12 protein-coding genes, 2 rRNA genes and 1 pseudogene are annotated in these 15,283 nt (G+C 44.2%); 9 read left to right on the top strand and 6 right to left on the bottom strand.

What is annotated here, in order from left to right:
• The 3 genes from QZY09_RS13925 to QZY09_RS13915 all read left to right on the top strand — a co-directional run.
• Positions 1–310, top strand: a 23S ribosomal RNA gene (locus QZY09_RS13925); the annotation flags it as partial.
• 244 nt (positions 311–554) lie between these two features.
• A 5S ribosomal RNA gene (rrf, locus tag QZY09_RS13920) occupies positions 555–666 on the top strand.
• A 172-nt stretch (positions 667–838) separates the two neighbouring features.
• Positions 839–1,645 carry an alpha/beta fold hydrolase gene (locus QZY09_RS13915; protein ID WP_295673306.1) on the top strand — a complete coding sequence of 269 codons (807 nt, stop codon included), beginning with the start codon at positions 839–841 and terminating at the stop codon, positions 1,643–1,645.
• 54 nt (positions 1,646–1,699) lie between these two features.
• On the opposite strand, the gene QZY09_RS13910 is transcribed toward QZY09_RS13915, so the two are convergent.
• Entirely contained in the window at positions 1,700–1,936 is a 237-nt protein-coding gene (locus QZY09_RS13910) for a hypothetical protein (protein ID WP_295673304.1), read from the bottom strand.
• 171 nt (positions 1,937–2,107) lie between these two features.
• Between QZY09_RS13910 and QZY09_RS13905 the strand changes: the two genes are divergently transcribed.
• Positions 2,108–2,908, top strand: coding sequence for a sulfite exporter TauE/SafE family protein (locus tag QZY09_RS13905; protein ID WP_295673303.1), 801 nt, complete (start codon positions 2,108–2,110; stop codon positions 2,906–2,908).
• Between the two features lie 96 nt (positions 2,909–3,004).
• Here QZY09_RS13905 and QZY09_RS13900 read toward each other — a convergent pair.
• Positions 3,005–3,943, bottom strand: a pseudogene (locus QZY09_RS13900) (glycoside hydrolase family 105 protein); the annotation flags it as partial.
• A gap of 277 nt (positions 3,944–4,220) precedes the next feature.
• Here QZY09_RS13900 and QZY09_RS13895 point away from each other — a divergent pair.
• The gene (locus QZY09_RS13895; protein ID WP_295673301.1) at positions 4,221–5,015 is read left to right on the top strand and encodes a PIG-L deacetylase family protein; all 795 of its coding nucleotides are present in this window, start codon (positions 4,221–4,223) and stop codon (positions 5,013–5,015) included.
• Positions 5,016–5,084: 69 nt separating this feature from the next.
• Here QZY09_RS13895 and QZY09_RS13890 read toward each other — a convergent pair whose 3' ends face one another.
• Together QZY09_RS13890 and QZY09_RS13885 are read right to left on the bottom strand one after the other, a co-directional pair.
• The gene (locus QZY09_RS13890) at positions 5,085–6,047 is read right to left on the bottom strand and encodes an AAA family ATPase (protein WP_295673300.1); all 963 of its coding nucleotides are present in this window, start codon (positions 6,045–6,047) and stop codon (positions 5,085–5,087) included.
• A gap of 6 nt (positions 6,048–6,053) precedes the next feature.
• Positions 6,054–7,454 (bottom strand): peptidylprolyl isomerase, encoded by a 1,401-nt coding sequence (locus QZY09_RS13885; RefSeq protein WP_295673299.1) that lies wholly within the window; start codon positions 7,452–7,454, stop codon positions 6,054–6,056.
• 181 nt (positions 7,455–7,635) lie between these two features.
• On the opposite strand from QZY09_RS13885, the gene QZY09_RS13880 reads away from it, so the two are divergent.
• From QZY09_RS13880 to QZY09_RS13870, 3 genes are all read left to right on the top strand, one after another.
• Positions 7,636–8,172 carry a hypothetical protein gene (locus QZY09_RS13880; protein ID WP_295673297.1) on the top strand — a complete coding sequence of 179 codons (537 nt, stop codon included), beginning with the start codon at positions 7,636–7,638 and terminating at the stop codon, positions 8,170–8,172.
• A 4-nt stretch (positions 8,173–8,176) separates the two neighbouring features.
• Positions 8,177–8,767: a non-canonical purine NTP diphosphatase gene (locus QZY09_RS13875; RefSeq protein WP_295673296.1), complete on the top strand. Its 591-nt coding sequence runs from the start codon at positions 8,177–8,179 to the stop codon at positions 8,765–8,767.
• A gap of 221 nt (positions 8,768–8,988) precedes the next feature.
• A complete protein-coding gene (locus QZY09_RS13870) occupies positions 8,989–9,639 on the top strand; it encodes a hypothetical protein (protein WP_295673295.1) in 651 nt (216 codons plus the stop codon).
• 251 nt (positions 9,640–9,890) lie between these two features.
• Here the strand turns inward: QZY09_RS13870 and QZY09_RS13865 are convergent, their stop codons facing one another.
• Both QZY09_RS13865 and QZY09_RS13860 read right to left on the bottom strand, forming a co-directional pair.
• A complete protein-coding gene (locus QZY09_RS13865; protein WP_295673293.1) occupies positions 9,891–11,132 on the bottom strand; it encodes a peroxiredoxin in 1,242 nt (413 codons plus the stop codon).
• Between the two features lie 27 nt (positions 11,133–11,159).
• Positions 11,160–12,299: an acyl-CoA dehydrogenase gene (locus QZY09_RS13860; protein WP_295673292.1), complete on the bottom strand. Its 1,140-nt coding sequence runs from the start codon at positions 12,297–12,299 to the stop codon at positions 11,160–11,162.
• Positions 12,300–12,938: 639 nt separating this feature from the next.
• Between QZY09_RS13860 and QZY09_RS13855 the strand changes: the two genes are divergently transcribed.
• On the top strand, positions 12,939–14,987 hold the full coding sequence (locus QZY09_RS13855; RefSeq protein WP_295673290.1) for a M13 family metallopeptidase: 2,049 nt from the start codon (positions 12,939–12,941) through the stop codon (positions 14,985–14,987).
• Positions 14,988–15,283 lie beyond the last annotated feature (296 nt).

Raw genomic sequence — 15,283 nt, 5'->3', positions numbered from 1 at the left:
GAGCTGGGTTCAGAACGTCGCGAGACAGTTCGGTCCCTATCTGTTGTGGGCGCAGGAAGTTTGAGTGGGGCTGACCTTAGTACGAGAGGACCGGGTTGGACTAACCTCTGGTGAATCTGTTATGGCGCCAGCTGTATTGCAGAGTAGCTACGTTGGGAATAGATAAGCGCTGAAAGCATCTAAGTGCGAAACTAGCCACAAGATGAGACTTCCATTGAGGGTCGTAGCAGACTACTACGTTGATAGGTTACAGGTATAAAGGTGGTGACATCATAGCCAAGTAATACTAATCGCCCGAAGCTTTCTCATAGCAGGTAATTAAATGGTTGATAGCAAATGGATCATAGTTCATAGTAATATGTGCCATGAACCATGAACTATCAACCATGAACAAACTAATATTGTTGTTTTCTCAATCTACTTACTTCTTTCAATTATGTTTGAGATAGCAAAAAGCTAAAAGCGTAAAGCAAAAAGCTTTTGAACTATCAAAATAAATGAATTGGCAAAAAAGCTTTATGCTTTCAGCCTTGAGCTTTTAGCTCAAAAGAAATTCAGGTGCCTATATCGGCGGTGTCCACCTCTTCCCATTCCGAACAGAGAAGTTAAGCCCGCCAGAGCCGATGGTACTGCAGTAAAATGTGGGAGAGTAGGTCGGTGCCAAATCTTATCAAGACCCTTAGTTCTAAACAACTAGGGGTTTCTTGTTTTATAGCCTTTTTTAACAACCGTAGGGGCTACCGTGGTGGACCCTGCGAATTACTTGATCCTGCAGTAGGGCTTTTGGCGTTTTATATCCTTAATTTTATAGCAGTCTATATCCTTAATTAGCCTGTATATGAAAGTGTTTTACAAAGTACTTCTTTGGATAGCCGGTATCTGTGCCTGTATTTACCTGGCCATTTGCAGCGTTCTCTATTTCAAACAGGATAAAATCATTTTTCCGGGTTCACGCTTACCTGCGGGATACAGGTTTAGTTTTCAAACCCCTTTTCATGAATATGCCATAAAAACAATCGATGGCAATACCTTAAGCGCTTGTTTATTCACAGCAGTCAACTCAAAAGGGCTTATCTTTTATTTGCATGGTAATGGTGGCGACCTTCAATCGTGGAGCGATGTTGCAAAATACTATAATGCGTTGGGCTATGATGTTTTTATGATGGATTATCCCGGATACGGTAAAAGCACCGGGCATTTGTCATCCATGAAGCAACTTTTTGATGCAGTGAACACAGCTTACGCTTTTATCAAACCAAATTATCCGGAAGATCACATTATTATTTTAGGGTATTCTATCGGGACCGGCCCCGCAGCCTGGCTGGCGTCGCAGCATCATCCCCAAAAGCTAATTCTTCTTGCACCATACTATAGTCTTCCGGATATGGTGCACAAATATTATCCCTGGCTGCCCGGCTTCATCTTAAAATATCAAATCAATACTTATCAATATATCCCGCACATCACAGCGCCAGTCATCATATTTCACGGCGATAAAGATGAGGTGATTTATTATGGTTCGTCGTTAAAGCTAAAGCCGTATTTTAAACGCCGTGATACGCTGATCACGTTGCATAATCAAAACCATCAGGAAATTGATCAAAATCAGGATTATTTAAACGATCTGAAAAGTATCTTACCATAACATTACAACTTTCCAACGTAAAACAAATCTAATCTCTTATCTCCAATCTCTAACTCACGAATTCTTCTTCAGATACTCGTCCGTAAACTGGGCTATGTACCTTTCCACATTATTACGGATCTCTTCCAGGTCGCGGTTTTCGATTTTTGCAAGCACCTGCATCAGCAGCAGGTTGTTTATTTTATTATAGGCATAGGTTGAAGCGGCATTACTTAAAAGTTTTGCATTCAGGTCAATTACACGGGCTAACTGTTCAGCCTTCAATTTATCGTTTTCTGTTAGATCGCTCATAATGGGTTATATTTAAATAAAATAGTCAACAATGGTTTGTCCTGCAAATAAAAACAATTAGCGCCGATATTTTAATAATTTTTTGTGACTTTATTGTTGAGATTGAAAAAGCTATATTTTGCATCTTTGCGCCATTAACCGTTTCCCTTTATGGGAAAATGAAATATGTTGATGGTCCATTTAGCCCTGTTATCGGGTAATATATTTTCGTCAACATCAGGCGTGTATACCGATCTGTTTTTATTGGCAGCCGGGTTATTTGCCGGAATGATCAATGCCGTGGCGGGTGGCGGAACCTTTATCAGCATGCCTGTATTAATTTATGCCGGTTTGCCGTCTGTACAGGCAAATGCATCCAGCACAGTTGCTTTATTCCCGGGCAGCCTGGCCAGTATATATGCCTATCGCGAAGATTTCAAAAGTTTTGAAAAGATCTCTTTAAAAACGCTGATCATTATTTCGCTAACAGGTGGCTGTATTGGCGCGTTCCTGCTGATCCTTACACCCGCTAGAAATTTTGATAAGATCATCCCCTGGTTGATCCTGTTGGGCTCGGTTACGTTTATTTTTGGTAAACAGGCGGGTCGTTTGCTGCAAAGAAAGTTTACGATCAGCCGCAGTTCCCTGATTATCACCCAATTTGTTTTAGGGATCTACGGTGGTTATTTTGGCGGCGGCGCAGGCATTATGATGATGGCCGTATGGAGTGTTTTCGGCTTTACGGATATCAAACTCATTAACGTAAATAAAACTTTGCTGGTGGGTGCGGCAAATTCAATAGCAGTGGTTGTGTTCATTATATCCGGCAAGATCTGGTGGACACAAACCTGTATTATGCTTATTGCTACCACGATCGGTGGTTATGCGGGCGCTTATTATGCGCGCAGGTTAAATCAAAATGTGCTCCGCGGGGTAATTATTTTCCTGATCGTTTTAATTACCGTGTTTTTCTCTTATCGGGCCTATAAATAAAGAAGCCGGATGCTAGCCAGTTTTCTCCCGCCCCAATTTTATATATTATTTAATTATTCCTACAGGATTCCTGCAACCTTCAGTTTATAGGTTTCCTTAATGCTTATCCAGGTATTGGTAAAGTTGCGCGCCTGCAAGTAAAAAAGCCCCCGTACCGTAAACCTCGTTGCTATCTTTCGTTACTTTATCCGGACTACCTCCTATGGGTTGTACATACCCTACCATTCCATCCGGCTTAACGGCAGTAACCATTGCCATCCAGGCTTTTTTAGCTACCGGCAGATATTCCTGTTTGTTTAACACGCCGTTGTTAATACCCCATAATATTGCATAACAATAGAAGCCTGTGCCACTGCATTCTTTAATGGGATAGCTCGCCGGGTCGAGCAATGAAGCGTGCCAGCTGCCGTCGGGTTGCTGTAGGGAGGCGATCTTAGACGCAATATCTTTAAACAGGGTAACAAACTTTTCCCTCCTGGTATAATTGGCAGGCATGTTTTCCAATACTCTTGCCAGCCCAGCCAATACCCATCCATTTCCCCTCGACCAAAATACTTTTTCACCATTCTTTTCTTTCTTGTCCAGGTAACTGCCATCCCTCGAGTAAAGATGGGCCTGTGGGTCGTACAAGTATGCTGTGGTTTTCCACCAGAGGGAAGTTGCTTTGTCCAAGTATTTAAGGTCGCCGGTGGCAGATGATAAATAAGCCAGTGCCGTTGGACCCATAAACAGGGCATCGCACCAGGCCCATTCGCGGTTCTGGATGTTATTCTTCCACTCCAGCGATTCATTAAATGGCAGGGTAACCATACTATCAGCCAGGTGTTGAAACGGGGCAATCATTTCGGGCCTTTTGTATTTCATATACAGCAGCGAGTAGGTTTGCCCAACACAATAATCATCGGCCATCAGCCGGTTGTTACCAGTGCTCCAGTTTATATCGTTACCAATTTCTATTAGCTTGTTATCATACTTTTCATCGCCGCTTGTCTTGCTCAGGTCAAAAATGCCTGTATACAAGGCGGCATTTGTCCAGTCGGTTTTTTTATGGGTGAAGCCTTTGGTTTACCAGTATTGCAATTGCCAGTCGCCAACGCGTTTCATTATTTTGAGGACAGATTGGGGGGAGAAGACAGTGTCGCGGCCCTTTGGGTGTGTTTTACTAATTCCTGCAATTGCTGAACAGGCAAAAAATATCAATAATATGAACCCGGAAACGGGTTGGACTTTGGTTGGCCTCATTTGGTAATGGTTTATTGGCTGCAATTTAATAGATTTCCAAAGTCCGGCAGAATTAATCTACATTTAATCCATGGAAAAAAACAAGCCGGCCCGGCGCGATTTTATTAAACTCTCGGCATTGGCATTAGGTGGGCTTACTATTGCGCCGATGACCAGAGCGGATGCAAAACCAATCAAACCGCTGAAGCAGATAAGCACCGGCGATAAAAGGCTGAATATCGTTTGCCTGGGCGCCCATCCCGGCGACCCTGAGTTTGGCTGCGGCGGCACCATGGCTAAATACAGCGAAGCGGGCCACACGGTCACTTTTTTATACCTTACCCGGGGCGAGGCCAGTGATCCAAATAAAACCTATGCGCAAATGGCCGCATTACGTACCAAAGAAGCAGAAACCGCCTGCAAAATAGTTAACGCGACACCACAATTTGCCGGGCAGATTGACGGCAATAGTATATTGGATAAAGAATGGAATGACAAAGCAACACAAATGCTGGCGGCATTAACCCCTGATATTGTTTTTACGCAATGGCCTGTTGACGCACACCCTGATCACCAGGTTACAGGGTTGCTGGGCCTCACGGCCTGGGTTCGGTCAGGGCGAAAGTTCGACCTCTATTTTTATGAAGTTAATACCGGTGTTGAAACCATGGCCTTTACGCCGACTGATTATGTAGATATCACCGCTGAACAGGAAAAGAAAAAGCAGGCTATGTTTGCACACCAAACGCAGGATCCTATAAATACCTATAATAATTATTTTAAACCGCTGGAAGAATTCAGGGGGCTGGAAGCCGGCGTTAAGGCTGCTGAAGCTTTTATCCATTTTAAAGCCGGAGATAAAAGGGCAGGAATTATTGGATTGTGAGCACCAGAGCATCTAAAACTCCCTTTGCAGATAAAGCTCATTCGGCAATCGGCAGTTAGCATTCCGCAATTAAAAAAGCCCTTCGATGATATCATCAGCAGACAGCCCTTCGGCTTCGGCATGGTAGCTGCGTACAATGCGGTGGCGCAATATGGGTTTGGCAATGGCCTGTACATCTTCAATATCCGGGGCGTACTTGCCATTAATTACCGCATGGCATTTAGCGCCCAATATCAAAAATTGCGAAGCACGCGGGCCGGCGCCCCAGTTTAATAAACGTTTTACCTGCGGGGCAGCCATTTCGCCGTTAGGGCGGGTTTTGGCCACCAGTTTAACCGCATATTCAAGCACATGATCGGTAACCGGGATATTCCTCACCAATTGCTGAAAGTAGATGATCTGTTCAGCGCTGAGTAATTTTCTTACTTCTGTTTTTTGGGTACTCGTTGTGTTCTTAACCACCAGCAATTCTTCCTGGAAAGTCGGGTAATCAAGAGCGACGTTAAACATGAAACGATCAAGCTGTGCCTCGGGCAGCGGATAGGTGCCTTCCTGCTCAATAGGGTTTTGTGTTGCTAACACAAAAAAGGGTTGGGCGAGCCGATGGGTAATACCCGCTGCGGTAACCGATTTTTCCATCATGGCCTCCAGCAGGGCGGCCTGTGTTTTTGGCGGGGTGCGGTTGATCTCATCAGCCAGGATGATATTTGCAAATACCGGGCCCGGTATAAATTTAAAATTACGGTCCTCGCCCAAAATCTCCGAACCGATGATGTCCGAAGGCATCAGGTCGGGGGTAAACTGGATACGTTTAAAATCAAGGTCCAATACCTGTGCCACGGTTTGCACCAGCAGGGTTTTAGCTAAACCAGGTACGCCAACCAGCAAACAATGCCCGTTACTAAAAATAGAGATCAGTACAAATTTTAGTACTTCCTGCTGACCTACAATTACTTTGCCTATTTCGGCGCTTATTTGCTGATAAGCGTGCCTTAAAGCATCAGCAGCCTCTACTTCGGTACGGTGTTGCATATATGGTTAAGGTTTTACTTCTGCCGGGGTGGTAGTTACCATACTCTCGTCAACAGGGCTTGCCCATCCTTTCATATTGGTGCACTGCTGGTATTCCGGATCGATCTTAATGAAAGTTTGTTTACGCCTTTTTTGGAACCACTCGCTCACCTTACGGTTAATTTTATCGTTGGTGGCATATTCCTTTATTTTTGGATAATCATCCACCAGGTTAGCCTTATGGGCGTTGGTGCTTGATTTAAGGTACAAAATCTTATAAGTCTTTTTACCGGCCGCATCTGTAAACAGCAGGGGTTTTGACATGCTGCCCACTTTCATGGTATCCACCACCAACGCCGCCTGCGGATCAAGCTTATCTGTTGGGATATAGGTGGTGCGGGTTTCAACGTCAGATGCATTCAGCATCATACCGCCGTTATATTTGGTTTCTTTATTGTCTGAGTAATAGGCGGCAGCATTTGAAAATGATATCTTATTATTCTTTGTCAAAAAGTCAAAAACACTATCGGCTTTTGCCTTTGCCCTTTGCAGGCTGGCATCAGTTACCGTTGGGATGATCAGGATGTGTCTAACGTGTACCTGTTCGCCGCGCCGTTCAAGCACCTGTAAAAAGTGAAAGCCAAACTCCGTTTCAAATACCGGCGAAAGTTCGCCTGCTTTAAGCCTGAAGGCCCAGGCGGTAAATTCTTTTACATAGGTGCTGCGGTCGGCAAAGCCCATATCACCGCCCTGTAACGACGAACCTGGATCCTGTGAATACAAGCGTGCCAAAGCACCCATATCTTCCCCTTTTTTTACGCGGTCAAGCAGGTCCTGCGCTTTGCCACGGAAATAGGCTTTTTCAGTTTCGTTTAATTTGGGGTTAAATTGGATCTCGCCCACCTCAACTGTTTTGTTAAAGGTTGGCAGGCTATCTTTAGGGATGGTATTAAAGAATTTTTTTATGTCCTCCGGAGTGGTGTTAACATCGGAAGTGATTTTTTGCTGCATTTTTTGAGCGATCAGCTCTTCCTTAATGTCAGGGCGTATTTCGTCCTTATATTGAATAACGGAGCGGCCCAAAAATTGCTCAAGCCTGTCCTGGCTGCCGGCACGCGCAATCATGCCCCGCATACGGCGGTCAATATCCGCGTCAACTTCATCATCCTTCACATCAATACTATCAATAATGGCCTGCGCCGCCAATAGTTTTTGTGTAACAAAACTTTGCGCTATCTGGCATTTTACAACAGGGTTTGCGGGACTGCCCTGTGCAAGGTAAGTGGCATATTTTAACTCAATATCCGATTGCAGGATAATGCTGCCACCCACTACCGCCGCTATTTTATCAAGCGTATGCTTTTGTTGCGCACGGGCAAAGGATATGAATAATGTAAAACTTAAAAAGACTAACCCAAACTTTCTCATGTATCTCGATACTAATAAAACTGAACCCGGTTTGCCGGGCGCGTTAAAAACTCCGAATTTCGGTAAAATTTATTAATTATGACTGCATTTTTAACCGGAATTGATTAGCGGCAGCTATAATTGTGCGAATATGCTGATAATGCGTCAAACTGTTTAGTTACTTTTGTTAAAATTTGTTAAAGTGAGAATAGAAAACCCTGTTGCTTTTAGTTTTATACTCCAGGATGACCTTTACCTGTTAAATAATGACAAAATAGTTAAACCTGTTGCCGAAATACCTGCACCTGTGCCTGAACCTGTTTTACAAGCGCCTGTACACCAAATTGAAACGCCTGCGCTTAATTTTAATTACCTGGGCAAGTATAAAAAACAATGCCTGATCCTGGTTTTTTACCCAGGACTTGAAGCTATGCCGGCTCCCTATTTAACCGCGCTTGAAAATACGCTTAAACGACTGGGTTTTGAACTGGATGATGTAGCGATATTGAACCTGGCCAATTACAAGGAAACAGTATTTGAGCAACTGGCAACTTATTTTAAACCCCAAAAATTGTTGATACTGGGCAGCCACGCCCTGCCGAAAGGGCTTGTAGCCCCGGCGGTTAATCAACAGGCACTGGTAAATTACGCCCGCACCTTATTCACTTTTAGTTTTGATGAAATGATGGATAACAACGACATGAAAAAAGTATTTTGGGAACAAATGAAACAATGGTAATACCATGCGGCAATTAGTTTTTGCAACCAATAATCGCCATAAACTGGATGAAGTGGCGGCCAAAGTTGGCGACCAGATAAAATTGTTAACCCTTAACGATATTGGCTGCCAGGACGAGATCCCCGAAACGGGGCATACCTTCAGGGAAAACGCAGCTATAAAAAGCCATTATATCTACCAAAAATATAAACTGGATTGTTTTGGCGATGACAGCGGCCTTGAGGTTGATGCACTAAACGGCGAACCCGGCGTTTACTCGGCCAGGTATGCAGGTACCCACGGCGACCATGAAGCCAATATGGATAAAGTGTTGGCCCTGCTGGCAGGTACAACCAACCGCAAAGCCCGTTTCAGCACCCTGATCTCGCTGATATGGAATGGCGAAGAACATTTTTTTGAAGGCACAGTAGAAGGCACCATCCGCCACGAACGCTCCGGCTCAAAAGGCTTCGGATACGATCCTATATTTCAGCCTGATGGCTACAACATCACCTTTGCTGAAATGAGTATGGATGAAAAGAACAGCATCAGCCACCGTGCCAGGGCGGTTGAAAAATTGATTGAATTTTTAGTCACGAAGTCATTAGGTCATTGAGTCATTGGTTTGGGGGGATTGATATACTCTGGTGTGTGGCGGTGTCATGCTGAGGTTCTCGAAGCATGGTGTGGTGGGCTGACGGATAACAGGTGAGACAAGGAACGTCATTGAGTCGTTGGTTGGATTATAAGCATTACCTTATCTATCTAAATCAATTATATCTATATTATTTAGTTAGATTTGAGTTGCCCTAAACCGGCTAAGCCTTTTACTTGACCATGAAAATATTTAAAACCCTGTATTTTTGCTTTGCAATCCTTTTTATTTTGCTATGGATTTATATACTGATCTATATTAAAATAATATCCCTTGGTTGGTTAATTGCTGAACTTGCAGGCTTTTTACTTTTGGTAATAGCTTATATAGTGCATGGTATTTTAAAAGGAATTGAACGGCCACGAAAGATATTTCTCGGTGCACTATTGATGGTTATTGTCTTCGGCTTTAACGGTTATAATGAAATCAAAGCTTATAAAAGAAACGTTTGCCAGGCTCAATTCGGGCCGGAATTTAATACAACGCGGCGAAGCATCGGCACACCAATAATTCCTGCAAACTGGCAAATAAAAGAAAGCAGCGAAGGGCGGGTGCTATGGCAGCCGGCCGACAGTTTGATCGGGCATCAAAAAAAATATATACGGATTGAAACTGGTTGTGCAATAGAAGAGGAGTTGGATTACTATGGCCTTGCAAGCCGGCATGGTAATAAAAGGGAGTTGATGATTGAAACTCAATTCGGGAGAGGCCGGCTAAACGATTCTGTTTTCTATTATTATTATCATGATAAAGCAGGCCGGCGTACCGACACCTTATCCCGCCAGCAAGCAGATAGCATATTCGCTGCTGAAAAAATAAGGAAGGATTATTGAGGGTAAGTATCTATCTAATGGCCTAACTACAAATACCCATCCCTGTCATCCCGAACTTGTTTCGGGACCCCACAGACAGGTAGCCCGCTGACAGGTAAGCGAATGACAGGTTGCTACCAAACAGGCGGCTAAGCGCCCGGCTACTTTGCACGCGGCTCAGCGTGTGAGGTGCTGAAACAAGTTCAGCATGACCTGTTTTTTATGTTTTGTTTAAATTCTTGTTCTGGCATATCCGCCAACCAATGACCCATTTACTTCTCCGCCAGCAAATCTTCCGTCAGTTTCTGAAACTCATCAATAAACTCGGTGTAATAAACGCCGGTGCCAGGGCCGCTGAACCCTGTATGAATTTTACGCACTTCGCCTTTTTTATCGATGATGATGGTGGAGGGGAAGCCCTTAAAATCGGCCAGCATCGGCAAGCTTTTTTGCGGATCGCCGGCAGCAGGGGTAAAACCGGTGATCAGTAATGGATAGGGCACATTAAAGTGCGTTTTCATTTGCTGCAGGGTGCGTTGCGATTTGGCAAAATCAGTTGTGCGCTCATAGGCCAGGCCGATCACCTCTACCCCTTTATTATGGTATTTAGGATAGTAGCTGCTTACAAAATAATTGGTTTCGTCCATACAGTTAGGGCACCATGAGCCCAGGATCTGTACAATAACCACCTTGTTTTTATAGCGGGCATCGCTTAAGGATACCTGTTTGCCCTTAATGTCCCTGAAAGTAAAATTAATTTGATGATAGCCGGGTTTTAAGGCCGTGAGTGAATAGGCATCCGGTAATTTGGCATTAGCATCCTTCACCGCGCTCCAGGTATCCAGCCCCGAAAAGCCTGAATATTGCTTGCCATCGCTTAATGTTTTGTCGTCGTTAATTTTTGCGGTAAAGATGTAGGCATGGCCGCCATCAAAGCATGATAAATACATTTGGTTGCCTGCAACGGTACCTTCCAAATAGCGGTAATCGCCGCTGGTGCTTAAAAAGGTGCCGGTTAATATAGCGCCGCTTTGTTTAAACTCGCCCACCAAAGTATCCCGTGTGTCGCCGCTGCCAAATATAGCCGACCATCGCCCACCGATATCAAATGCCGGTTTTTCGCCATTTTTAAAAAATCGCCAGGTGGTATTGGGCACGGCAGTAAAGGCCATTACAGCATCGCTGGTACCCAGGTGTTTTATCCAGTTGCCGCTTAAGCCGCTTGCATCCAGCTTCAGCTTAAATTCCGAATCAAATAAAGGCATGTGTATAAAAACAGAATCGCCTGATGATTTGATGTCGGTTACTTTATAGTGTTCGTCGCCATTAATTATAGCCATTTGCTGTGCGCCTGCGGTATCCCTCACCTCAAAATTAAAAGGGAGTTCGCCGCCTGCTGAGTTTTTTAAGGCGCCGCGCCAAATGCCGGTTGGTAACTTGCTTTGTGCCGATGCGGTATGAATTATGGAGAAAATAAATAATGCCGATAGAATATGTCGTGTTTTAAAAAGCATATTCAAACGTATCAAAATTTGATCAGATTACCTCAAAACCTCACGGGATATTACAATCCGCTGAATTTCGGAGGTACCTTCGTAAATCTGGGTGATCTTTGCATCGCGCATTAAACGCTCTACATGGTATTCTTTTACAAAGCCATATCCGCCATGGATCTGCACAGCCTCCACAGTAGTGCGCATAGCCACTTCCGATGCAAAGAGTTTAGCCATCGAGCTGGCCTGGGCATAGGGTAGCCCTTTATCTTTCAACCAGGCAGCTTTAAGACATAGCAGGCGGGCAGCCTCTATCTCGGTAGCCATATCCGCCAGTTTAAACTGGGTGGACTGTAAATCGGCAATGGTTTTACCAAAAGCTTTGCGCTCTTTGGCATAGGCCATCGCCAGCTCATAGGCTCCGGAAGCAATCCCCAAAGCCTGTGAAGCGATACCGATGCGGCCGCCATCCAAAGTATTCATGGCAAATTTAAACCCGAATCCATCTTCGCCGATGCGGTTTTCTTTGGGCACCTTCACGTCAGTAAACATTAATGAATGCGTGTCAGAACCGCGGATGCCGAGTTTATTCTCTTTATGCCCAACCGTAAAACCTTCCATGCCGCGGTCAACGATCAAGGCGTTGATGCCATGGTGGCGTTTGCTGGCGTCGGTTTGCGCAATAACCAGGTAAGTAGATGCGGAATTGCCGTTGGTGATCCAGTTTTTTACGCCGTTCAATAGGTAATAGTCGCCCATATCAATAGCGGTGGTGCGCTGTGAGGTGGCGTCCGATCCCGCTTCCGGCTCCGACAAACAAAAAGCGCCTATTTTTTCGCCTTTAGCTAATGGTACCAGGTATTTTTGTTTCTGGGCCTCGCTGCCATATTTTTCTAACCCGTAACATACCAGTGAATTATTAACAGAAACAACAACGGAAGTGGAGGCGTCGATCTTTGATAATTCTTCCATTACCAAAACGTAGGAGATGGCATCCATTCCGGCGCCGCCATATTCGGGCGCTACCATCATGCCTAAAAAACCGAGTTCGCCCAACATTTTTACCTGTTCAGCAGGGAAGGTCTGGTGTTCGTCGCGCTCAATTACACCCGGCTTAAGTTCGGTTTGTGCAAAATCCCGCGCCGCCTGGCGGATCATTTCCTGTTCTTCCGTAAATTCAAAATACATATGATGTGGATTTTAGATACAAACATAATACTATGCATGCATAGTAAAAAATTTACCATAAAAAAAGAGAGCCTTTTTGAAGCTCCCTTTCCCCTAATTAATTTAAACTATTGATTAAACCCAAAACAAAGAACAAAAAAACCTCAGCTTGGGCGTCTGAGAAATTCAATTTAAAGTTTTTACATAGGTAGATGTATATCTTTATTTTTTCACAGATGTTGCAGGGCCGTTAGGTTTAGAACAAATGTTAAGCCATAAATTGACTGACTGCTATATTTTTCGCCATTTGCCCAACAAAAGTGTAAGCTGCTGTGGTGCCTCAATAATGTGTACTTAAAATTTTACTTTTAACTATTATGATATAGTATTTGAAAAGTTTATACTTGTATTCCTGAATTTTACAGCTGATTTACAGTAAATTAATGCCCATAATGCCTTTTTGCAGATTTGATAAATGACCATTTTTTAATTTTTTTTAAGCATAACAATTGAACTTATTAATCATAAAACAGAACTGACCATATCATTGATATTTTTATTCGATATTCCGGACTGAACCTAAAATAGGGGGTATTTGTCCGGGACTTGTCTGTTATTTCATACAAAGCTTGTATTTTATTACCTACACACATTATTCAAATGACTAAAAAAAATGTTTTCAAGGCCATAATGATAAGCACCGCGTGCGCTTGCATGGCTGTTTCATGTAACAACCACCAAAAGAACTACGCCGAAAATGACGCCATCATAAAAAATATGGACACCACCGTAAAACCTGGTGACGATTTTTTTAAATATGCCAATGGCGCCTGGCTCAAAAGGAATCCGATCCCGGCAGCTTATCCTTCCTGGGGTATAGGCAATGTGGTGGAAGAGGAATTAAGGGACCGCCTTAAGAAATTAAACCTTGAAGCGTTAAAGGCCAATGCCGAAAAGGGAACCAGTTCGCAAAAGATCGGTGATTTTTATTATAGCGGAATGGATACTGTGGATATTGAAAAACAAGGTGTCGATCCCCTTATCTCTGAACTTGATAAGATCGGTCAGATCAGAAACATCAGCGACCTGGTTGATGAGTTCGCGCATTTGCAAACGATAGGGGTTGAAACGCCTATTTCATGCGGGGTTGGGCAGGACGCAAAAAACAGCGGCAAGAATATGCTGCAACTGTACCAGGGCGGCATAGGCTTACCCAACCGCGATTATTATTTTAATACCGATCCGCATAGCGTGGCCATCCGAACCGATTACCTTGAAAAACATTTGCCCATCGTTTTTAAATTATCAGGTTTAGAGCAGGCAGCGGCAGCAGCGGCCAAAAGAACCTACGAGTTGGAGAAGTTTTTGGCTGATAGCAGTCGCAAACTGGAAGACCTTCGCGATCCTTATCATAACTACAATAAAATGCCATTGGCCGGCTTAAGCAGACTTACCCCGCTTATTGATTGGAAGGGCACCTTCGAAAAAATGGATTATAAAAATGTGGATACGGTAATTGTAGGGCAACCCGAATATTACCGGGCGTTAAATAAAGCGCTTACCTTATTTTCTATTGACGACTGGAAGAATTACCTGCGCAAAAACCTGGTATCAGCCTTCGCCTCAAACCTGAGCAAACCTTTTGACCAGGAAGACTTCAGGTTTTATGGTACTATATTATATGGTGTAAAAGAACAGCTGCCGCGATGGAAACGAGTAATTGATAACGAAAACGGTTTGATGGGCGAAGTGCTGGGCCAGTTGTTTGTCAAAGAATACTTCCCCGAAAAAACTAAAAAACGCTATGTTGATTTGGTGGAAGCCATGCGCGCCAGCTTTAAGGAACATATTGAAAAGCTGGACTGGATGAGCGAGCTAACCAAACAAAAGGCTTATGATAAGCTCGCTAAAGTAATGCCCAAAGTAGGATTTCCCGACCATTGGAAAGACTTTTCGACACTAACCATCGACCGCGGGCCCTTTGTATTGAACGTGATGCGGGCCAATACTTTCTGGCACCGTTATGATGCCAATAAACTGGGCAAACCTGTTGACCGTACCGAATGGGGCATTACCCCCCAAACCTATAATGCTTATTATAATCCTTCCAACAACGAAATTGTATTGCCGGCGGCACAGTTTATGATCCCCGGAATTAAGGATGAAGAGGTTGACGACGCGGTAGTTTACGGCTACGCCGCAGCATCAACCATAGGGCACGAGATGACACATGGGTTTGATGATGAAGGCCGGCAGTTTGATGCAAAAGGCAATTTAAAGGGATGGTGGTTGCCGCAGGATTCGGTTAAATTTGCCAAACGTGCCCAAATGCTGATAGATCAGTTTAGCGGCTATAGTATTTATGGCCTTCATGTAAACGGGAAGGCAACCTTAGGCGAAAACATTGCCGATCTGGGCGGTATAGTGATCGGCCTGGACGCATTCAAAAAAACCGACCAGTATAAAGAAGGGAAACTTATAAACGGATTAACCCCGATCCAGCGGTTTTTCCTGGGTTATTCATTGGGATGGCTTGGGCAAACAAGGCAGGAGGCATTATCCAGCCAGATCCTCACCAACGAACATGCCCCTGGTTTTATGCGGGTAAATGGCCCTTTTACCGATGTGCCTGAATTTTATGAGGCCTTCCATATAAAAAAAGGCGATAAAATGTGGTTGGATCCGGATAAAAGGGTGAAGATTTGGTAGGTGCGACAAATTAACCTTTCGGAAAGGTCTCGTAGGGGCGACCCTTGTGGTCGCCCTTTTATTTGTGGTCACCCTTTTATTTGTGGTCGCCCTTTTATTTGTGGTTCACCTCCGGGATTTGTGTACTCCTCATTTGTGGATTTGCGCGATGAATACATATCCCGTGTTTAAGGGCGACCACAAGGGTCGCCCCTACGGGATTTGCGCGATGAATACATGTTCCGTGTTTAAGGGCGACCACAAGGGTCGCCCCTACGGGATTTGCGCGATGAATACATGTTCCGTGTTTAAGGGCG

The sequence above is a fragment of the uncultured Mucilaginibacter sp. genome (assembly GCF_903913935.1).
Classification (GTDB): Bacteria; Bacteroidota; Bacteroidia; order Sphingobacteriales; family Sphingobacteriaceae; genus Mucilaginibacter.
This window is presented reverse-complemented; position numbering and strand designations above follow the sequence as displayed.